Raw genomic sequence first — 18448 nt, forward strand, 5'->3', positions numbered from 1 at the left:
GAAATGGGGCTGGAGAACGGAATAGCACGCAAGGGGCTCCCCGACATCGTCTTCGAGCGCATGCACCGCGCCATCAAGTCGGGAGCCTACAAGCCCGACGAACGCCTGCCCACGGAACATGATCTGGCAGCGGAGTTCGAAGTGTCTCGGCCGGTGATCCGGGAGGCTTTGCGGCGCCTGCGCGACCAAGGGCTGATCTATTCGCGCCGCGGGGCCGGAAGCTTCGTCCGCTCAGTCGGTCTCAAGGAACCGCTCGGCTTCGGCCAATTGGAGAATATCGCCGACCTGCTCAACTGCTACGAGTTTCGCCTGACGCTCGAACCGGCGGCTGCCGCCGCAGCGGCGACAAGGCATGACAAGGACAGTCTCGCCGCGATCCGGCAAGCATTGGAACTGATGCGCGACGCGACCAATCGGCAATCCCACCGGGAGGATGCCGACTTCCAGTTTCACCTGGCCATCGCCCGGGCGGCTCAAAACAGCTATTTCTCCACGGCGATGGAGGCATTGAAGGATCATATCGCCGTCGGGATGAAATTCCACGGCGTTTCCGTCAAACGGGAGGCCGCAGGGCTCTTGCGGGTATTCGCGGAGCATGAAGCCATTGCAAAAGCCATCGAGGCCAAGGATGGCGAGGCCGCGCAAAAGCTGATGCGCGATCACCTGACCGGATCACGTGACCGCCTCTTCCAATCCTCAAAGCCGTAGCGGCAAGGCAAGCGGATAGCCTTAACAATCCGCTCCCGTCGGACGATCGACACCGCCTTAGAAGGCTGCCTTGTAGATCCCGAGCACGTCATCGGCGCTCATGTCCTTGGGATTGTTGTCCATCAGCCGCCTGATCGCATAGGCGTCTTCGGCAAAGCGCCGAAGATCGGCCTCCTTCGCCCCGTGTGCGGAGAGGGACATTTCAACGCCAAGCTCGGCACAGAACGCATGCGCTGCCGCCAACAGGTCACGTTGCGAAAGCCCCTGCCCAAATCCGAGCGCCTCTGCCACCTCAGCGGTCTTTGCCGACACCGCGGGCTGGTTGAAGGCCAGTACATGGGGGAAGACGATCGCGTTCGCCAGGCCATGCGGAAGATGCAGCAGCGTTCCCAGGGGATAGGCGATTGCATGACCGGCAGCCGTATTCACCGGCCCCAGGCAGACGCCGCCGTAATACGACGCCAGCATCAGGCCTTCGCGGGCCGCGGTATCGCCGCCGTCCCTGACGGCTCTCGCCAGATATCTGCCGACCAGGCGGAAGCCCATCCGCGCGAAATCGTCGATCATCGGGTGGGCGCGGCGATTGGTGAACGCCTCCACGCAATGCGCCATGGCGTCGATCCCCGTCGCGGCCGTGACGGCGGGCGGCAGCGAGAAGGTGAGTTCCGGATCGAGAACCGCGAGATCGGCAATCAGATGCGGGCTTTCGACAGCGATCTTGTTGCCCTTGCCCGGATCCGTGATGAGCGAACGGATTCCAGCCTCGGAACCGGTCCCTGCCGTGGTAGCGACCTGCACAAGCCTGGTGCTGCGGCCCGCAACGCGATTGGGGCCTGCCACGTCGGACAGCGTCTGTTCCGAATTCCACAGGGCTGCGACGAGCTTCGCCACATCGAGCACGGAGCCGCCGCCGACGCCGACGATCAGATCGGGCTCTGCCCGCCGGGCGGCCTCGATCGCCGCATCGAAGATCGCGATATCCGGCTCTCCGGGAATGGCATCGAAAACGGTCACGGCACCGGGCAGGCGCAAACAATCCGTGAAGCCGGCCGTGAAGGGTGTGGCGATGACAAGCGTGCGCTTGGCATCGCCTGCCCAAAGGCCTACCTCGCCAATGGTTCCGGCGCCGACGATCAGGCGCCGGGGTTGATGAATGGTGATCGTCGCACTTGTCATGACGAGCGTCCCTGCTGGGCACGGCCCGCCACGAGCTTGCGCGCGTAGGCGATGGCCGAGTTCATGTTCCCGTGGTTGGCGATGCCTTTGCCGGCGATGTCGAAGGCGGTGCCGTGATCGACGGAGGTCCGGTCGATGGGCAGATCGACGGACACGTTTACCGCCGTGTCGAACGCGACCAGCTTGATCGGGATGTGGCCCTGGTCGTGATACTGGGCCACCACCAGGTCGAAAGCACCGGAATAGGCACGGTGGAAGACGGTGTCGGCAGAGATCGGTCCATATGCGTCGATGCCTTCGGACCGCGCGGCAGCCACGGCCGGCGCGATCTGATCGTCGTCCTCGGTGCCGAACAGGCCGTTTTCCCCGCAATGGGGATTGATGCCGGCAACCGCGATGCGCGGCTTTTCAAAGCCGATCCGCTTGAGGTGCGCATCCCCCGCTCTGATCGTTGCAAGCACCCGCTCGGTCGTCGCCCGCCGGATGGCTTCCTGCAGCGAAACGTGGGTCGAGACATGAATGACCTTCAACCGATCCGAGGCGAGCAGCATGTAGGCCGCCTTGGAGCCCGTCAGGCTGCGGAGCATGCCGGTGTGGCCATCGTAGTGATGACCGGCCAGGTTCAGGGCTTCCTTGTTGATGGGGGCGGTGACGATGCAGCCGATTTCTCCGGCCATCGCATCCTGAACCGCCCTCTCGATGAAGCGGAACGCAGCATCGCCGGCGACAGGCGACAGTTGCCCCCAGGAAAGGGGCGCTCCCTCCACCGCCAGATCGACGACCAGCGGCGCAAGATCAAGCTCAATGCCGGCGACCTCCCGTGCCGCCTCAAGAGTTTTCAGATTGCCGTAGACGCGTGTCGCGGCGCGGTCGGGTTCGGACATTTCCGCCAGGGCCCGGATGGTGATTTCCGGGCCCACGCCGCAGGGATCCCCCATCGTGATTCCGACAATGTTGCTCATCAGCTTCGTGCCCCATTCGCGCCGGCCCAGCCCGGCGCCAGCCGTACGTATTTGATTGCGCGCCTGTGATAGGTGTAGGCGATGTGGAGGCTGCCATCCGCTCCTTCGAACAACCAAGGATAGGAGAGCTCCTTGTTGCGTCCGTCGGTGGAATTGTTCGACAGGCAAGTGCCGGGGCCATCCTCGATGATCAGCCGCACGGGAAAGCTGCGCCCGCCGTCCTCGGACAGGCAAACCGCAACCGGCGCCCGCGGTACGCCCCAGACAGGCACGCAACCGCCCGCGGGATCGGCGTCCGGCCTGCCGTCATCCCCGCCTAGCTCGTCATAAAGCGAGCTGCGGCGTTCCTCCGAAAGCGTCGCATTGACGGGATTGCAGATCAGCGCCAGCCGGCCGTCCTTCAATGCCGTCACGGAAATCGAAGAGTTGTTGTTGGGTAGATCGGTCGCGTCTGGCGCCGACCATGAACGACCTCCGTCCAGGCTCTCCGTCCGATAGACGAAGTCAGCCTGCCGGCGCCGGAAAAAGGCCGCATAGAGCGCCTCCCCGACCGGAACCGGATTCATGTGGACGCAGCCTACCGAATTCGCGACATTGTCGAGAGCCCAGGTGCGACCGCCATCGGGCGAGATCCCGACTGCCGCGTGATCGTGGCTGCCGTTCCATTTCTGCCCCCGACGCTGGACGCAGCGGAAGATAGGAAGCAGCCAGGCCCCATCGTCACGCACGATCAGCGGAGCACGCACGAAACAGCCGAGCGGCAGATCGAGATAACGCTCCTCTCCGACGGCAAGCTTTACCGGATCCGTTTCGTTCCGGATCACCTCGGCCATCCGGATTCGGCATTCGTCCTGATTGCCTGCCGGTTGCGATGTATGAAACAGCCAGAGCCGTCCGTCCGGAGCGGTGAACAGCACCGGATTCTGCTCCGAATGGTCCGGGTCGAAGCTCAACCGCTGAGGCTCGCCCCAGGCCCGCGAACCCGGCATCAGGACGGACGCAAATATCGAAATGTCGGACTTGCCCTCCAGCGTCCCACCGAACCAGGCGCATATAACCCCACCGTTCTCCAGCGGGTGCAGAAAAGCGGCATGATTTTGCACCATGGGAGACGGCAGAAAGGCCTCGGCACGGCCTGCGGCCACCTCCCGGACTTCGCCGGTCATCAGGCGGGCTATGTCGTCTGGACTCATCAGGGCACTCCCTCATTTCGGGCTGGACCATCGCATTAATTTCAAAGTTGTCAAGTTTTAAAATGTCAGATCGCGCTTATATTGGCGCTCCTATATCACAGTTAAATTATTGAATTACAATAATCTTCTTATAAGTAATGTTTTTTGATTCTATTACATTCATAAAACATTTGACAAAATTAGGAAGACGGCCGATGGTCGGGATACCCTGTCGGAGGACGCCACGGGAGGAACCGCAATGCCGACAAACCGCCATAGCCGCCAGGCAGCGACCGCCACCCGGGCCGCCGGCGGAGCTGCGATCTTCGGCGAGGCACGGACGACCCTTGCTGGCGAAACCCTCATCTGTCTGGCCGCCTTCATCGCAGCACGTGCGGGAGAGCCTGCGGCGACCGACTGACGACCGATTATCCAAGGAAAGAGGGAGGAATGGAAATGAGAAAGACCATTATGCTGGCAGCGCTGATTCTGGGTTCAGCACTGTCGCCGGGCTATGCAGCGTCAGGCCCGATCAAGATCGTGCTGCCCGAGGAGGCCGATCTGCTCGAGCCCTGCATGGCAACGCGATCGAATATCGGGCGGGTCATCATGCAGAACGTGAGCGAGACACTCACGGAACTGGACGTGCGCGGAGACAAGGGCCTCATGCCTCGCCTTGCTGAAAAGTGGGAGCAGAAGGCAGACGGCAGCTGGCGCTTCCACCTGCGCCAGGGCGTTGCCTTTTCGGACGGCACGGCCTTCGACGCCAAGGACGTCAAATACAGCTTCGACCGCATCATGAGCGACAAGAACGCCTGCGAGTCGCGGCGATACTTCGGCGGCATGACGGTCAACGCCCAGGTCGTGGACGATCGTACGATCGACTTCAGCGTGGACCCGGTGCAGCCGATCCTTCCCTTGCTGCTGTCCCTGGTGACGATCGTCCCCGAAGGGACCCCTCTGGAGTTCGTGCGCGAACCCGTGGGCACCGGCCCCTACAAGCTGACGAACTGGACGCCGGGCCAGCAGATCGTGCTCACGGCGCGCGACGACTATTGGGGGAAAAAGCCGCAGGTGACCGAGGCGACCTATCTCTTCCGGGCAGATCCGGCCGTTCGTGCCGCGATGGTCCAGACAGGCGAGGCCGATATCTCCCCGTCGATCTCGCAGCTCGATGCCACCAACCCGGCCACCGATTTCTCCTATCTCGACAGTGAAACGGTCTACCTGCGCATCGACCATAACATCGAGCCGCTGAACGACGTCCGCGTCCGTCGCGCACTGAATCTGGCAATCGATCGCGAAGCATTCATCGGAACGCTCGTTCCGGATGGCGCACTTCTCGCCACGGCCATCGTCCCGCCGCCGACTCTCGGCTGGAATCCGGACGTAAAAGTGTTTCCCTACGATCCTGAAGGCGCCAAGAAGCTTCTGGAAGAGGCAAAGGCGGATGGCGTGAAGGTCGAAACGCCGATCACCATCATCGCCCGCACCGCCAACTTTCCCAATGTGACGGAGATCATGGAAGCGATCCAGTCGCAGCTTCAGGAGGCCGGGTTCAAGGTCGATCTGAAGTTCGTGGAAGTCGCCGAGCACGAAGGCTACTATTCAAAACCGTTCAAGGAAGGCCGCGGCCCGCTGCTCGTCGCAGCCATGCACGACAACTCCAAGGGCGATCCTTCCTTCTCCATGTTCTTCAAGTATGCGTCGAAGGGCACGCAGTCCGGCTTCTCGGACCCCAAGGTTGACGACCTGATTCAGCGCGCTTCGGCCGCCGTCGGCGACGAACGGGCCAAGCTCTGGTCGGAATTGATCGCTTATCTGCATGACGAGGTCGTTGCGGACGTTCTTCTCTTTCACATGGTGGGCTTCTCGCGCGTCTCCGAGAAGCTCGATTTCAAGCCTACGATGGCAACGAACTCGATGCTCCAGCTCTCAGAGATCGGCATCAAGTGATTTATCCCCGGCGGAAACCGCCGTACGAAAGCAAGGCGGCGGCTCAAGCTGCCGCCCTAGCCACTTGAGGTATGCATGCTCAGCTTCATACGCAAACGCGCCATCGCCAGCTTGATCTCGCTCGTGGGGCTGCTCGTGCTGGTCTTCTTCCTGTCCAGGTTGACAGGCGATCCGGCATCGCTGTTTCTCCCGGTCGAAGCCTCCGAGGAGATGAAGGTGCAGTTCCGCGAACTGCATGGGCTCAACGATCCGGTCCTCGTCCAGTTCACGCGCTATGTCGGGGATGTTCTTACCGGGGATCTCGGGCAATCGCTGAGAAAGGCCCGCCCGGCTCTCGACGTGGTGGCCGAGGCTTTCATCTGGACGCTCTGGCTCGCCTCCATCACCATGTCGCTGGTGACCGCCGCCGCCATCGCCGTCGGGTCGCTCGCTGCGTTTCGGGCCGGTGGCTTCTTCGACCGCTTGTCATCCATTCTGTCCCTGATCGGCGCGGCGGTACCCGACTTCTGGCTGGCTATCGTCGCCATCGTGATCTTCTCCGTGCAGCTCGCCTGGCTGCCCACCTCGGGCACCGGAACGCTGCTGCACTGGATCCTGCCGATCTGCGTGCTGTTCATCCGCCCCTTCGGCATCATCGTCCAGGTGGTGCGCGGTTCTATGATCACCGCACTCTCTTCGGCCTACGTAAAAACCGCGCGCGCCAAGGGGGTCAAATCCGGACCGATCATCTTCATCCATGCCCTGCGGAACGCCATGCTGCCGGTCATCACCGTCATCGGCGACCAGGCGGCAAGCCTCCTCAACGGCGCGGTGGTCATCGAAACCATCTTCGGCTTTCCGGGCGTCGGCAAGCTGATGATCGATTCCATCCTGCAGCGGGACTTCAATGTCGTGCTTGCGGCCATCCTGGTCACGGCGGTGGCGATCTTCCTCATGAACCTGCTGATCGACATCGCCTATGCGCTTCTCGATCCGCGCATCCGGCATTGAGGAGTTGATCATGGCAATACAAATGACGGAAACTCCGATCGCAGAGGAACCCGGCGTCATCCGCCGGTTCGGGCGCATGCTCTGGGCGGACAAGTTTGCATTCTGCGCCGCGATCTTCCTGATCGTGATGATCTTGCTCGCCATCGTCGGGCCAAGCTGGTTCGGCGAGGTCGCCATCAAGCAGAACCTGCGTGGCCGGAATCTGCCGCCTTTCGACTGGGAACGCGGATGGATCTGGTGGATGGGCGCAGATGCATTGGGCCGGCCCCTGCTGGCGCGCATCATCGTCGCCACCCAGAACACGCTGATGGTGGCGGCCGGCGCGGTAATCATTTCCGCGGTGGTCGGAACGGTTCTGGGATTGATCGCCGGATTCTCGTCGCCGCGGGTCAACCAGGTCATCATGCGGCTGGCGGACGTCATCATGTCCTTTCCGTCGCTGCTGATCGCGGTGATCGTGCTTTACCTCCTCGGCTCGTCGATCCTGAACCTGATGCTCGTTCTGGCAATCACCCGCATCCCCGTCTATCTGCGCACGACGCGGGCGGAAGTGCTCGAAATCCGGGAACGCATGTTCGTGCAGGCTGCCCGCGTCATGGGTGCGTCGCGCAAGCGCATCCTGTTTCGCCACATCCTTCCAGTCGTCTTCCCGACCCTGACCACGCTGGCGACGCTCGACTTCGCCTATGTGATGCTGGCCGAGAGCGCCCTCTCTTTCCTCGGCATCGGCATCCAGCCGCCGGAAATCACCTGGGGCCTCATGATTTCGCAGGGACGGCAGTATCTCACCAACGCCTGGTGGCTCTCCTTCTGGCCGGGGCTTGCGATCATACTGACGACCATGTCGCTGAACCTGCTGTCGAACTGGATGCGCATCGCCTTCGATCCGGTGCAGCGCTGGCGGCTCGAAATGAGGGGGAGCACCAATGGCTGATCACCTTCTCGAAGTCCGCAACCTCTCGGTCGAGTTCCATACCGCCATGGGCACGGTGAAGGCGGTCGACAATATCTCCTATCATGTCGATCGCGGCGAAACGCTGGCCATCCTCGGCGAGAGCGGATCGGGCAAGTCCGTCTCGTCTTCCGCGATCATGAACCTGATCGACATGCCGCCGGGACGCATCGGCTCGGGCGAAATCCTGCTTGACGGTGTTGACCTCCTGAGGATGAACGCGGAGCAGCGCCGCGAGATCAACGGCAAGCGGATCGCCATGATCTTCCAGGACCCGCTGAGCCACCTCAATCCCGTCTATACGGTCGGCTGGCAGATCCGGGAAGCTCTGACGACGCATGGCAAGTCCGCCGCGGAAGCGCAAATGGAGGCCCTGCGCCTGGTGACCCGTGTCGGGCTTCCCGATCCCGAGCACGCATTGAAGAAATACCCGCATCAGTTCTCCGGCGGACAGAGGCAGCGCATCATGATAGCCATGGCGCTCGCGCTGCGGCCGGACCTGCTCGTCGCCGACGAACCGACGACGGCCCTCGACGTGACCGTCCAGGCGGAGGTGCTGGCGCTGCTCAAGGAGTTGCAGCGGGAGACCGGCATGGCAGTGATCATCATCACCCACGACCTCGGCGTCGTCACCGAGATCGCCGACCGCGTCGTCGTCATGGAAAAGGGCGCGCTGGTCGAAAGCGGTACCGTCCGCGAGGTCTACAGGAACCCGCAGCATCCCTATACCCGAAAGCTCATCGCCGCCGCGCCCGGCAAGGGCGAAATGCATGAGCCGCATTCCGAAGGCGAGCCGGTCCTGTCCGTCCGGGATGTCAGGAAAGCCTACGGGAGCTTCCAGGCCCTGAAGGGCATTTCCTTCGATCTGATGCCGGGAGAGACCCTGGCGGTGGTCGGCGAAAGCGGATCGGGCAAATCGACACTTGCGCGCATTCTCCTCCGTCTCGACGAACCCGACAGCGGCAGCGCCCTATGGAAGGGGCGGGATCTGTTCACTCTCGCGCCTGCCGAACTCTACAAGCTTCGGCGCGACCTGCAGATGGTGTTCCAGGATCCGACGCAGTCGCTCAATCCGCGCATGACCGTCTATCAGCTGATCTCCGAAGCCTGGGTCATCCATCCGGACATTCTTCCCCGCCCCAAGTGGCGCGAGAAGGTTGCCGAGCTTCTGGTTCAGGTAGGATTGAGCCCGGAACACATGAAGCGATATCCGCACCAGTTCTCGGGCGGCCAGCGCCAGCGCATCGCCATTGCCCGGGCTTTGGCGCTCGAACCGCAGCTCATCGTCTGCGACGAAGCCGTATCGGCGCTCGACGTGTCGATCCAGGCCCAGGTGATCGCGCTGCTCGACAGGCTGCGAAAGGAGATGGGCATCGCCTTCATCTTCATCGCGCACGACCTGCCGGTGGTTCGCGACTTCGCCGACCACGTCATGGTCATGCAGAAGGGCGAGGTCGTGGAACTCGGCACCGTCCGCCAGGTCTTCGAGGCGCCGCAACGGGAATACACGCGCGCGCTCCTTGCCGCGAGCCTCGATCCGGACCCGGACGTGCAGGCCGCGCATCGCGCCACGCGCATGGAACACGCCTCGTAAGGCGTCTCACAAATCAAGTCGGAGTTTTCGATGCCCAAGCACGCTTTCGTCGCCCTCGTGACCTGCTTCAATGAGGATGAGACCGTCAATTACGAAGCCACGCGAGCGCAGGTGCGGCGCCAGGTTGCGGCCGGCAACAACATCATGTGCGCGGGCACGAACGGGGATTTCACCGCACTCACCTTCGAAGAGAAAGTGAAACTAACCCAAGAGGTGGTCGACGAGGTGGCCGGCCGGGTGAAGGTGATCGTCAATGCCGGCATGCCCGCGACCTTCGAGACGCTGAAGCTCGCAAAGGAATTCGACCGGATCGGCGTGTACGGCATTGCCGTCATCACGCCGTTCTTCATCGCCTGCACCCAGGACGGGCTCGTGCGCCATTTCTCGACGGTTGCCGACGCGGTGAAGGCGCCTGTCTATCTCTATGATATTCCAGCCCGGACGCAGAACCATATCGAGCCGGAAACGGCAAGGAAGCTCGCGGAGCATGGCAACATCGCCGGCATCAAGGATTCCGGCGGAGCCCAGGATACGCTCGAAGCATATCTGCAGGTGGCAAGGGACGTGCGGGGATTCGAAGTCTATTCCGGGCCGGACCATCTCGTCCTCTGGGCCCTGCAGAACGGCGCGGCCGGCTGCATCTCCGGTCTCGGCAACGCCATGCCCGATATTCTGGCGAGCATCGTGAATGCATTCAACGCCGGCGACATTGCCGAGGCGGAACGGCAGCAGGCGATCTACTCCGCCTTCCGCAAGGACCTTTATGCGCTCGGTTTCGCGCCTGCGATGGTGAAACGGTCGCTCTATCTTCAGGACCCGTCGGTCGGCGCCAGCCGGCAACCGGCGCTGCTGCCGGATGAAGAGCAGGACGAGCAGATCAGGGAAGTCCTCCGCCGTTTCGGTCGCCTCTGACCTTCGTGCCAGCCCTATTTTGGAGCGTAGCCGGTCTTCGGCAGCCGCCTCAATCCCGGCTGGCGCTGCGGCTAGATGAAAGCCAGCCCGATCCCTCCCGCCGCCATCGCGACAACCACGATCCATGGCGGCGCTTTCCAGACGGTGAGCATGATGAAGCCCGTCAGCGCCAGGGCGAAGTCATGGGCGCCCAGGATCGCACTCGTCCACACCGGGCTGTAGAGCGCCGCACCGAGGATCCCGACTACGGCGGCATTGGTGCCGCGCATCGCCGCCTGGGCGAGCGGCCGCCTGCGGAAACGGTCCCAGAACGGCAAGGTGCCGACCAGCAGCAGGAAGCCCGGCGCAAAGATCGCGACGAGGCAGATCATGGCTCCCAGGATGCCGTTCGGTGCCGGTCCCATCACCGCGCCGAGATAGGCGGCGAAGGTGAACAGAGGCCCCGGCACCGCCTGGGCAGCGCCGTAACCCGCCAGAAAGTCATCATCCGTGATCCAGCCCGGATTGACGACTTCGGCCTGCAGCATGGGCAGCACGACATGCCCGCCGCCGAACACCAGCGAGCCTGCGCGATAGAAGGCATCCACCAGCGACAGCCCCTGCGAGCCGCCGGCGACGGCGGCGACCGGGAGCAGGAACAAGAGCAGGAAGAACGCCGCGAGGCAGAGGACGCCGACCCGGCGGGACACGCGAAAGGACAAGTGGCTGGCGCCGGCCGCCGGACCGTTGCGGCAAAACAGCAGCCCCGCAAGACCGCCGAAGACGATCGCCGTTACCTGACCTACGGCGCCTGCCGCAAATACAACGATCAGCACAGCCGCCAGAGCGATGCCGGCCCGTTCCCGATCCGGCGCCAGGCTACGCGCCATGCCCCAGACGGCCTGCGCGACGACGGCCACGGCGACAACCTTGAGGCCATGCAGCAGTCCCGATCCGACAGGCCCGCTGAAAGCAGTGGCTGCGTAGGCGAAGATGACGAGGAGGATCGCCGAAGGCAAGGTAAAGGCCGACCAGGCGGCAAGCGCACCCAACGGTCCGCCGCGCAGGAGGCCGAGCGCGAAGCCGACCTTGCTGGAGGCAGGCCCCGGCAGGAACTGGCACAGCGCCACGAGATCGGCATAACCGGCTTCGTCGATCCACTTGCGGCGCACCACAAGCTCGTCACGAAAATAGCCGAGATGGGCGATCGGACCGCCGAAGGAGGTCAATCCGAGCTTGAGAAAGGCGCGGAGGACCTCCCCGGGGGTGCCGCGAGCATCTTCGCCCGCAAGCTCAGGAACTGTTGCCGACGAAGACTTCACGAAACAACTCCCCAGTCCTTTTCCCGGCCACTTCCAAGGCCGCAGCCCTTATCACATTGCGGTGTTGATCTTTCTGCCATGCCAGGTCAACCCCTCGATCGTCCATATTCCATGCGGAGCGCCTTCCGGAGCATGGAGAACGTGAGCCAATGGCCGTGCCGTTCATGCCTCCGGCCTTCTTCACGTGGGTTGATGCAGCCGGTTGGGCCGGTAGTCCAGAAGATAAAAAGAGCCCTGCACGAACGAAAAAGCCGTCCCCGGAGGGACGGCCTTATTTGGTGCTGTCTTAGCTTGTTAACGGCCAGACCGCGTTTTCTGATCTGTAAGTATTACGAGGATTATCGAAACTCAGACTTAAGTCAAGCCGGGCTTAAAATTTACCGTTAGGAAACCATTCCAGTTTTCAGGCTGCAATTTTTATGCGAACTTTCTCCCTCGGGGGCGGAATATGCAAAATCAAAACAACTTTAGCAGTCACGTTTTTGCATTCGATGTGGGATCAAACTCCATCGGCTTCTCTGTCCTTGCTTTGAACCAGGACGAGGAGCCGTATCGTATCCGTGACATAGGAGCCAGAATCTACGCCGATGGCCGCGATCCGCAATCCAAGGCATCGCTGGCTGTCGCGCGCCGCGAGGCCCGCGCCATGTCGCGCCGGCGGGACCGATACCTGGGCCGCCGCAAGGCCGTGTTGCGGACGCTGGTCGAATACGGGCTGATGCCGGCCGACCATGTGGCGCGGCAGGCACTCATCGCCGAAACTGGCGATAAAAAGGAGAAGACAGGCGAGGCCAGCGCCAATCCCTATGCGTTGAGGGCGAAGGCGCTCGACGAAAAACTGCCGCTCTTCCATATCGGCCGGGCTCTCTTCCACCTCAACCAGCGCCGGGGCTTCAAGTCCAACCGGAAAACCGACCGCAAGGACAATGAAAAGGGTATGATCGCGCTCGGCATCGACGAATTGCGGGCTGCGATGCATAAGGCGAAAGCACGCACCTATGGCGAATGGCTGGCCCTGCGCCGCGAAGATGGGCATGTCACGCGGCTGCGCGCCGGGTCGGAGGCTTTCGACGGCGAAGGTTATGCTTTTTATCCCGAGCGGTCTCTGCTGGAGGCGGAATTCCGCGAAATCTGGGCTGCACAATCCGTCTGGTATCCGAATGTCCTGACGCCGGTCCGCGGCGACCACTTGTTCCGGGTCATGTTCTATCAGCGCCCCTTGAAGAAACCACCGATCGGCAAGTGCGCCTTCAACCCGCTCGAACTGCGCCTCGCCAAGGCCCATCCGCTTTTCCAGGAGTTCAGGCTTTACAAGGAAGTCAACGAACTGGAACTGGTGCTGCCCGACCAAAGCCATCGAAAGTTCGACATCGACCAGCGCAATGCGCTGGTGGCGCTGCTGCGCGACAATCGCGAAGTTTCGTTCAAGAAGCTGCGCGTGACGCTGAAGCTCACGCCCGATATCGTCTTCAACAAGGAAAGCGAAAGCCGCGAGAAGCTGAAGGGCGACGAGGTGCATTCCGCCCTGGCGGACAAGAAGCGCTTCGGCCCGCAATGGAGCACGTTTTCGCGCAGGCGCCAGTGGCAGATCATCCGGACGCTGAAGGATGAAGAAGACCCGGAAAAGCTGTTTGCATGGTTGAAGGAGGAATTCGGGTTCGAAGGAGAGAAAGCCGAAGCGGTCGCCAACTGCCCGCTGCCGGAAGGTTACGGGCGGCTCGGCGAGACGGCGCTGTCTTCCATGCTGGACGAGATGAAGGCTGCCGTCATTCCCGAATCACAGGCCGCGGATAACTGCGGCTACGATCATTCCAGGCTTGGGAGCGGCCGGGACGAGGGTGAAGACTTCCTGCCGCCCTACCAGGAAATCCTGACGCGACATATTCCACCCGGAACGAACGATCCGGAGGATCTCTACGATATCCGTATGGGCCGCTTCACCAACCCGACGGTGCATATCGGCCTCAACCAGCTGCGCCGGGTGGTCAATGCGCTGATCGCGCGCCATGGCAAGCCGCAATTCATCGCGCTGGAACTGGCGCGCGAGCTGCAGCTTTCCGACAAGCAGAAGGCCGAGGTGAACCGTACGATCGCGAAGAACACGCGGGACGCGGAGGCACGTTCGAAGAAGCTTGTCGAAATGCGGCAGCTGGATACCGGCTATAACCGGCTGCTGCTGAAATTATGGGAGGAGCTGAACCCCGGCAAACCGGAGGACCGGGTCTGCATCTATTCCGGCAAGGCAATCGGCATCGACATGCTGTTTTCCGGCGAGGTGGATATCGATCATATCCTTCCCTGGTCCAAGACGCTGGACGACAGCCACGCCAACAAGCTCCTCTGCCTGAAATCCGCCAACCGTGAGAAGCGCAACCGCGCGCCGGCCGACGTGCCGGAATGGCGGGACCGTTACGACGAAATCCTGGCCCGCGCCGCGCGGCTGCCGAAGAACAAACGCGAGCGTTTTGCGTCTGACGCCATGAAAAAGTTCGATGAGAAAGGCGGATTTCTCGCGCGGCAGCTGACCGACACGCAGTATCTCTCCCGCATGGCGCGGGAATATCTCCAATGCCTATATCCGGAGGAAGAGGCTGACGAACACGGCGAAATAAAAAGAAAAAGCCGCGTGATCGTATCTCCCGGCCGGCTGACCGAGATGCTGCGCCGGAACTGGGGGCTGAACAATATTCTTCCCGACCACAATCTCGGAGAGATGACGCAGGAGAAAAACCGCAAGGACCATCGGCATCATGCCATCGACGCCGCGGTGGTGGGCGTGACGACACGCAGCCTTCTTCAGCGGATTTCCACGGCCGCCGGGCAGCTTGACGAGGCGGATTTCGAAAACCTCGTGAAGGAGATGGTGTCAAAAAATCCGCCCTGGCCGACTTTCCGGCACGATTTGCAGACAGCAGTGAACGGCATCGTCGTCAGCCATAAACCCGATCACGGAACCGTGTCGCGCAAGGGCTATAACGAAGGCAAGGGACAGACCGCGGGCAAGCTGCACAACGACACGGCCTATGGCTTCGGCACCGACGAAAACGGCAATCCCGTCGCAGTGCGGCGCAAGCCCTTCATGGCGCTGGAGGCCAAGGACTTACCGCTGATCCGCGACGAAGTGCTGCGGGCGGAGCTTCATAACACGATCGGTGGTTTGACGGACAGAAAGGCGCTACAGGAGGCATTGGTCTCGTTCCGGCGAAACCATCCCAGGTTCAAGGGCATTCGCCGGGTTCGCATGGCGGAAACGCTGTCGATCATTCCGATCCGCGACAAAAGCGGCAAGACCTACAAGGGTTACAAGGGAGACGCCAACTACCGCTACGACGTATGGGAAACGCTCGACGGCAAATGGCAGGCTGAAGTGGTTTCCATGTTCGACGCCCACCAGCCGGGCTGGCAATCGACCGTGCACAGGGCGCATCCCACCGCCCGGCGCGTGCTTCGCCTGCAGCAGAACGATATGGTGGCGTACGAGCACCCCAGGGACGGTTATACGATCGGCCGCGTCGTGAAGTTCAATGTCGCGGGTATAATCTATTTCGCTTCACATCGCGAAAGCGGTAGCTTGAAAGCGCGCGATGCCGACAAAGAGGATCCGTTCAAATATTTCTCAAAATCCGCCGCCGGTCTGAAAGACATACAGTGCCGTCAGATCAGGATCGACGAGGCGGGCCGGGTCTTCGATCCGGGGCCGCAGGACCGCGCCTCCAAGCCCGTAAGGAAGAAGAAGGAAAAGGAACGGGTTTTCCATTTATGATTGCTTCATCGATTTGTGATGCAATCAAGCTATGGATCGGATCGTCGACATATCGTCGGATGGCCTGCATCTGGCCATCTATCGCGGCTTTCTCACTGTCTCCCGAGGCGGTGAGGAACAGGGCCGCATCGCACTCGACGATATAGGCGCCTTGATCGTTCATGCGCACGGCACGACATGGTCCAACCACGTCTTCGTGAAAATGGCCGAGCGCGGCGTACCGGTGGTGCTGTGCGGCCCCAATCATGCGCCCGTCTCCGTCGTCTGGCCGCTGGAGGGCCACTATGCGCAAGGCGCGCGGCTGAGGGCGCAGATCGACGCCCCCAGACCGTTACAGAAGCAGCTCTGGCGAAAGATCGTCGCGGCTAAGATCAGGATGCAGGGGCAGGTCCTCGCCGCGAACGGACAGGAAGGCGGAGCCTTCGAGATGCTTGCCCGCAAAGTTCGCTCCGGGGACCCCGACAATACGGAAGCGCAGGCTGCAAGACGCTATTGGAAAGCGCTCTTTGGTCCTGAATTTTATCGCGATCAGGATGCCGACGGGGCCAACGCGCTTCTGAACTACGGATATACGGTGCTGCGCGCCATTCTTTCCCGTGCCATTTGCGCCTCTGGCCTGCACCCCACGATCGGCATCTTTCATTCCAACAGGGCCAATGCCTTCGCGCTTGCCGACGATCTGGTGGAACCCTACCGCCCCTTGATCGACCAGTTGGTTCTGAACCTGATTTCGGGCGGGGAAAGCAGCGTTTCGCGGGACGCCAAACGGGCGCTCACCTCGATTTCTACCTTCGACCTCGAAGGCGGGCCCGGCATTTCGCCGCTCTCCGTACAGGCGGGACGTTTCGTGCACTCGCTTGCCGTCAGCTTCGAGACGGGCGAGGCAAAGCTGGAGCTCCCATCCTTGCCTTCCTTTCTGGAGCTATCCGGGCTTGGCCGGCAGCCTGTGGGGGAGGAGGCATGAGTCAGGCATCACGCAAGGCCAATAGCGGGCCAAGGCATTTAAGCGGGTATCAGATCATGTGGATGCTTGTGACCTTCGATCTTCCGGTGGAAACTCAGAAACAACGTGCGGCAGCAACAAAATTCCGGCAGTTCCTTCTGGACATCGGTTTTGAAATGAGCCAGTTTTCCAATTACTTGCGCTTTTGCAGCGGCAAGGAACAGTTTGAAAGCTATGTGCGTCAGATCGAAGGTGCCTTGCCGGAATGGGGCGATATCTATGTTTTCCAGTTTACTGACCGGCAGTACGAAAACATCGTCCGTTTCTCGGACCAAGCGCGCAAGAAGCGCCGAAAAAATCCGGATCAGCTCGCCCTTTTTTAACGTGCCGTTAGTATTTGCAAGCGCCGACACCGCTCAATTCCTTTTTTGTTTCAAGGAATTGAGCGGTTATCGAGCTTAGCAGATCAGAAAACGCGGTCCAGCCGCAACAACGATAATGTTACGTCGCACCGTGCAGGTAGCTTAGCAGATCAGAAAACGCGGTCCAGCCGCAACGATACGCGAAAAGAACCGACCATCTGCCGCAGCTTAGCAGATCAGAAAACGCGGTCCAGCCGCAACATGAGCCAGTACGGCTCGTCTTTGACGGTGAGCTTAGCAGATCAGAAAACGCGGTCCAGCCGCAACGATTTTGGGCGTCAACCGCCGTCAGGACTTAGCTTAGCAGATCAGAAAACGCGGTCCAGCCGCAACTTGCCATAGGTTTCTCCGATGTTGATGAAGAGCTTAGCAGATCAGAAAACGCGGTCCAGCCGCAATTATCGCACAATATGTTCGAGCGGATGCCTTAGCTTAGCAGATCATCCGCAACCAAGCGATAGGGCGCTTTTTCCGGATAGGGTTGCTTTGGGGCTTATTGCAGACCAAACAGGGCAACCGCATTGTCGCGGAAGATGGCGGAACGTTCGGCCGGCGTCAGCGGCACCTTGAAGGCATAGCGCGGATCGTCGAAGTCCCAGTGCGGATAGTCCGTCGAGAACATCAGCCGGTCCGTGCCGATCCAGCGCAAGATGTCGAGAAGGTGGCGGTTATTCTCGGGCTCCTCGATCGGCTGCGTGGTATACCAGAAATTCTCGCGCACATATTCCGAGGGCTTGCGCTTCACATGCGGCACCTCGCTCTTCATGCGCTTCCATTCCCGGTCGAGTCGCCATACAAGCGACGGCAGCCACGAAAAGCCCCCTTCGACGAGCACGATCTTCAGCTTCGGGAACTGCTCGAACACGCCTTCGAGAATCATGCTGGTCAGCACGGTCTGGAGGCTGTTGGAGGCGGCGTAATGCTCCTCCAGATAGAAGGAGGTCCAGCCGGACGGCGTGTTCGGGCGGTAGCCGAAGGCGCTGGTATGCAGGCCGATCGGCAGGCCGTAATGCTCGGCCGCCTCGTAGATCGGCCAGTAGCGCCGGCGGCCGCATGGCTCCAGCGTGCGCGGCGGCATGGCGATCTGGGCGAAGCGGCGGTCGGTGACGCGCCGGTCGATTTCGGCGACCGATTCCTTCGCATCCTCCTGGGAAATGCAGATGGAGGCTTTCAGGCGCGGCTCGGGTCCCGCCCATTTGTCGATCTGCCAGTCGTTCAGGGCCGCGCAGAGCGCTGCGCCGAGCTCCTGGTTGAAGGCCATGCTGCCTGCCGCAAGCGGCTGGAGGATGCCGTAATCGATATTGCACTGGTCGAGCAGCTGCTCCCGCAGGAAATCGAGGTCGGACGCCGGCGGCCCTCCGTTGGGTGGCCAGGAATCGCGGCGCATGCCGTTACCCGGCGTCATGCGCGGATAGGGCAGCGTGCCGTAGAGCGGGTTCGCAGAGCGGATGGCATAGTCGCGCACATGGCTCTTCCAGCGCTCGGGGAGATAGTCCAGCAACTGGTCCGGCCTCGAGAAGGCAGGATGCACGTCGCAATCCACCACGCCCTGGGTCTGGGCCTTTTCCTCAGTGCGTTCGAGTACGGGCGTTTCCAT

The 18448-nt window shown here is 61.6% G+C and carries 15 protein-coding genes and 1 CRISPR repeat array; of the genes, 10 read left to right on the plus strand and 5 right to left on the minus strand.

Annotation, left to right across the window (positions count from 1 at the left end; genetic code table 11):
* Positions 1 to 3 precede the first annotated feature (3 nt).
* Complete coding sequence (locus tag ACMGE0_RS21210) at positions 4 to 708, plus strand: FadR/GntR family transcriptional regulator (RefSeq protein ID WP_436817874.1); 705 nt, start codon at positions 4 to 6, stop codon at positions 706 to 708.
* Between the two features lie 57 nt (positions 709 to 765).
* Here ACMGE0_RS21210 and ACMGE0_RS21215 read toward each other — a convergent pair whose 3' ends face one another.
* From ACMGE0_RS21215 to ACMGE0_RS21225, 3 genes are read right to left on the minus strand one after another with little or no spacing between them, the layout of a single operon-like run.
* Complete coding sequence (locus ACMGE0_RS21215) at positions 766 to 1884, minus strand: iron-containing alcohol dehydrogenase (protein ID WP_436817875.1); 1119 nt, start codon at positions 1882 to 1884, stop codon at positions 766 to 768.
* Entirely contained in the window at positions 1881 to 2846 is a 966-nt protein-coding gene (gene pdxA, locus ACMGE0_RS21220) for a 4-hydroxythreonine-4-phosphate dehydrogenase PdxA (protein WP_436817876.1), read from the minus strand. Before pdxA ends, ACMGE0_RS21215 begins: the two co-directional genes overlap by 4 nt.
* Complete coding sequence (locus ACMGE0_RS21225) at positions 2846 to 4039, minus strand: sialidase family protein (RefSeq protein ID WP_436817877.1); 1194 nt, start codon at positions 4037 to 4039, stop codon at positions 2846 to 2848. Before ACMGE0_RS21225 ends, pdxA begins: the two co-directional genes overlap by 1 nt.
* Positions 4040 to 4277: 238 nt before the next feature.
* On the opposite strand from ACMGE0_RS21225, the gene ACMGE0_RS21230 reads away from it, so the two are divergent.
* The 6 genes from ACMGE0_RS21230 (at position 4278) to ACMGE0_RS21255 (ending at position 10422) form a co-directional block, all read left to right on the plus strand.
* Positions 4278 to 4439, plus strand: coding sequence for a hypothetical protein (locus tag ACMGE0_RS21230; RefSeq protein ID WP_436817878.1), 162 nt, complete (start codon positions 4278 to 4280; stop codon positions 4437 to 4439).
* 35 nt (positions 4440 to 4474) lie between these two features.
* Positions 4475 to 5974 carry an ABC transporter substrate-binding protein gene (locus ACMGE0_RS21235; protein WP_436817879.1) on the plus strand — a complete coding sequence of 500 codons (1500 nt, stop codon included), beginning with the start codon at positions 4475 to 4477 and terminating at the stop codon, positions 5972 to 5974.
* A gap of 75 nt (positions 5975 to 6049) precedes the next feature.
* Entirely contained in the window at positions 6050 to 6964 is a 915-nt protein-coding gene (locus tag ACMGE0_RS21240; protein WP_436817880.1) for an ABC transporter permease, read from the plus strand.
* Positions 6965 to 6974: 10 nt separating this feature from the next.
* A complete protein-coding gene (locus ACMGE0_RS21245; protein WP_436817881.1) occupies positions 6975 to 7898 on the plus strand; it encodes an ABC transporter permease in 924 nt (307 codons plus the stop codon).
* On the plus strand, positions 7891 to 9510 hold the full coding sequence (locus ACMGE0_RS21250; protein WP_436817882.1) for an ABC transporter ATP-binding protein: 1620 nt from the start codon (positions 7891 to 7893) through the stop codon (positions 9508 to 9510). The genes ACMGE0_RS21245 and ACMGE0_RS21250 overlap by 8 nt, the downstream gene beginning before the upstream one ends.
* A gap of 30 nt (positions 9511 to 9540) precedes the next feature.
* Complete coding sequence (locus tag ACMGE0_RS21255; protein WP_436817883.1) at positions 9541 to 10422, plus strand: dihydrodipicolinate synthase family protein; 882 nt, start codon at positions 9541 to 9543, stop codon at positions 10420 to 10422.
* A gap of 71 nt (positions 10423 to 10493) precedes the next feature.
* On the opposite strand, the gene chrA is transcribed toward ACMGE0_RS21255, so the two are convergent.
* On the minus strand, positions 10494 to 11723 hold the full coding sequence (gene chrA / locus ACMGE0_RS21260) for a chromate efflux transporter (protein ID WP_436817884.1): 1230 nt from the start codon (positions 11721 to 11723) through the stop codon (positions 10494 to 10496).
* A gap of 493 nt (positions 11724 to 12216) precedes the next feature.
* Between chrA and cas9 the strand changes: the two genes are divergently transcribed.
* Genes cas9 through cas2 form a run of 3 tightly spaced genes read left to right on the plus strand, consistent with a single transcriptional unit; the run spans position 12217 to position 16812 of the window.
* On the plus strand, positions 12217 to 15486 hold the full coding sequence (gene cas9 / locus ACMGE0_RS21265) for a type II CRISPR RNA-guided endonuclease Cas9 (RefSeq protein ID WP_436817885.1): 3270 nt from the start codon (positions 12217 to 12219) through the stop codon (positions 15484 to 15486).
* 31 nt (positions 15487 to 15517) lie between these two features.
* On the plus strand, positions 15518 to 16450 hold the full coding sequence (gene cas1, locus ACMGE0_RS21270) for a type II CRISPR-associated endonuclease Cas1 (protein WP_436817886.1): 933 nt from the start codon (positions 15518 to 15520) through the stop codon (positions 16448 to 16450).
* Positions 16447 to 16812: a CRISPR-associated endonuclease Cas2 gene (cas2, locus tag ACMGE0_RS21275; RefSeq protein WP_436817887.1), complete on the plus strand. Its 366-nt coding sequence runs from the start codon at positions 16447 to 16449 to the stop codon at positions 16810 to 16812. Before cas1 ends, cas2 begins: the two co-directional genes overlap by 4 nt.
* Before the next feature lie 72 nt (positions 16813 to 16884).
* Positions 16885 to 17250: direct repeats of the CRISPR family, unit length 36 nt; unit sequence AGCTTAGCAGATCAGAAAACGCGGTCCAGCCGCAAC.
* Positions 17251 to 17344: 94 nt separating this feature from the next.
* Here the strand turns inward: cas2 and ACMGE0_RS21280 are convergent.
* Positions 17345 to 18448 carry an amidohydrolase family protein gene (locus ACMGE0_RS21280; protein ID WP_436817888.1) on the minus strand — a complete coding sequence of 368 codons (1104 nt, stop codon included), beginning with the start codon at positions 18446 to 18448 and terminating at the stop codon, positions 17345 to 17347.

This window comes from Neorhizobium descurainiae (assembly GCF_051400715.1).
Classification (GTDB): domain Bacteria; phylum Pseudomonadota; class Alphaproteobacteria; order Rhizobiales; family Rhizobiaceae; genus Neorhizobium.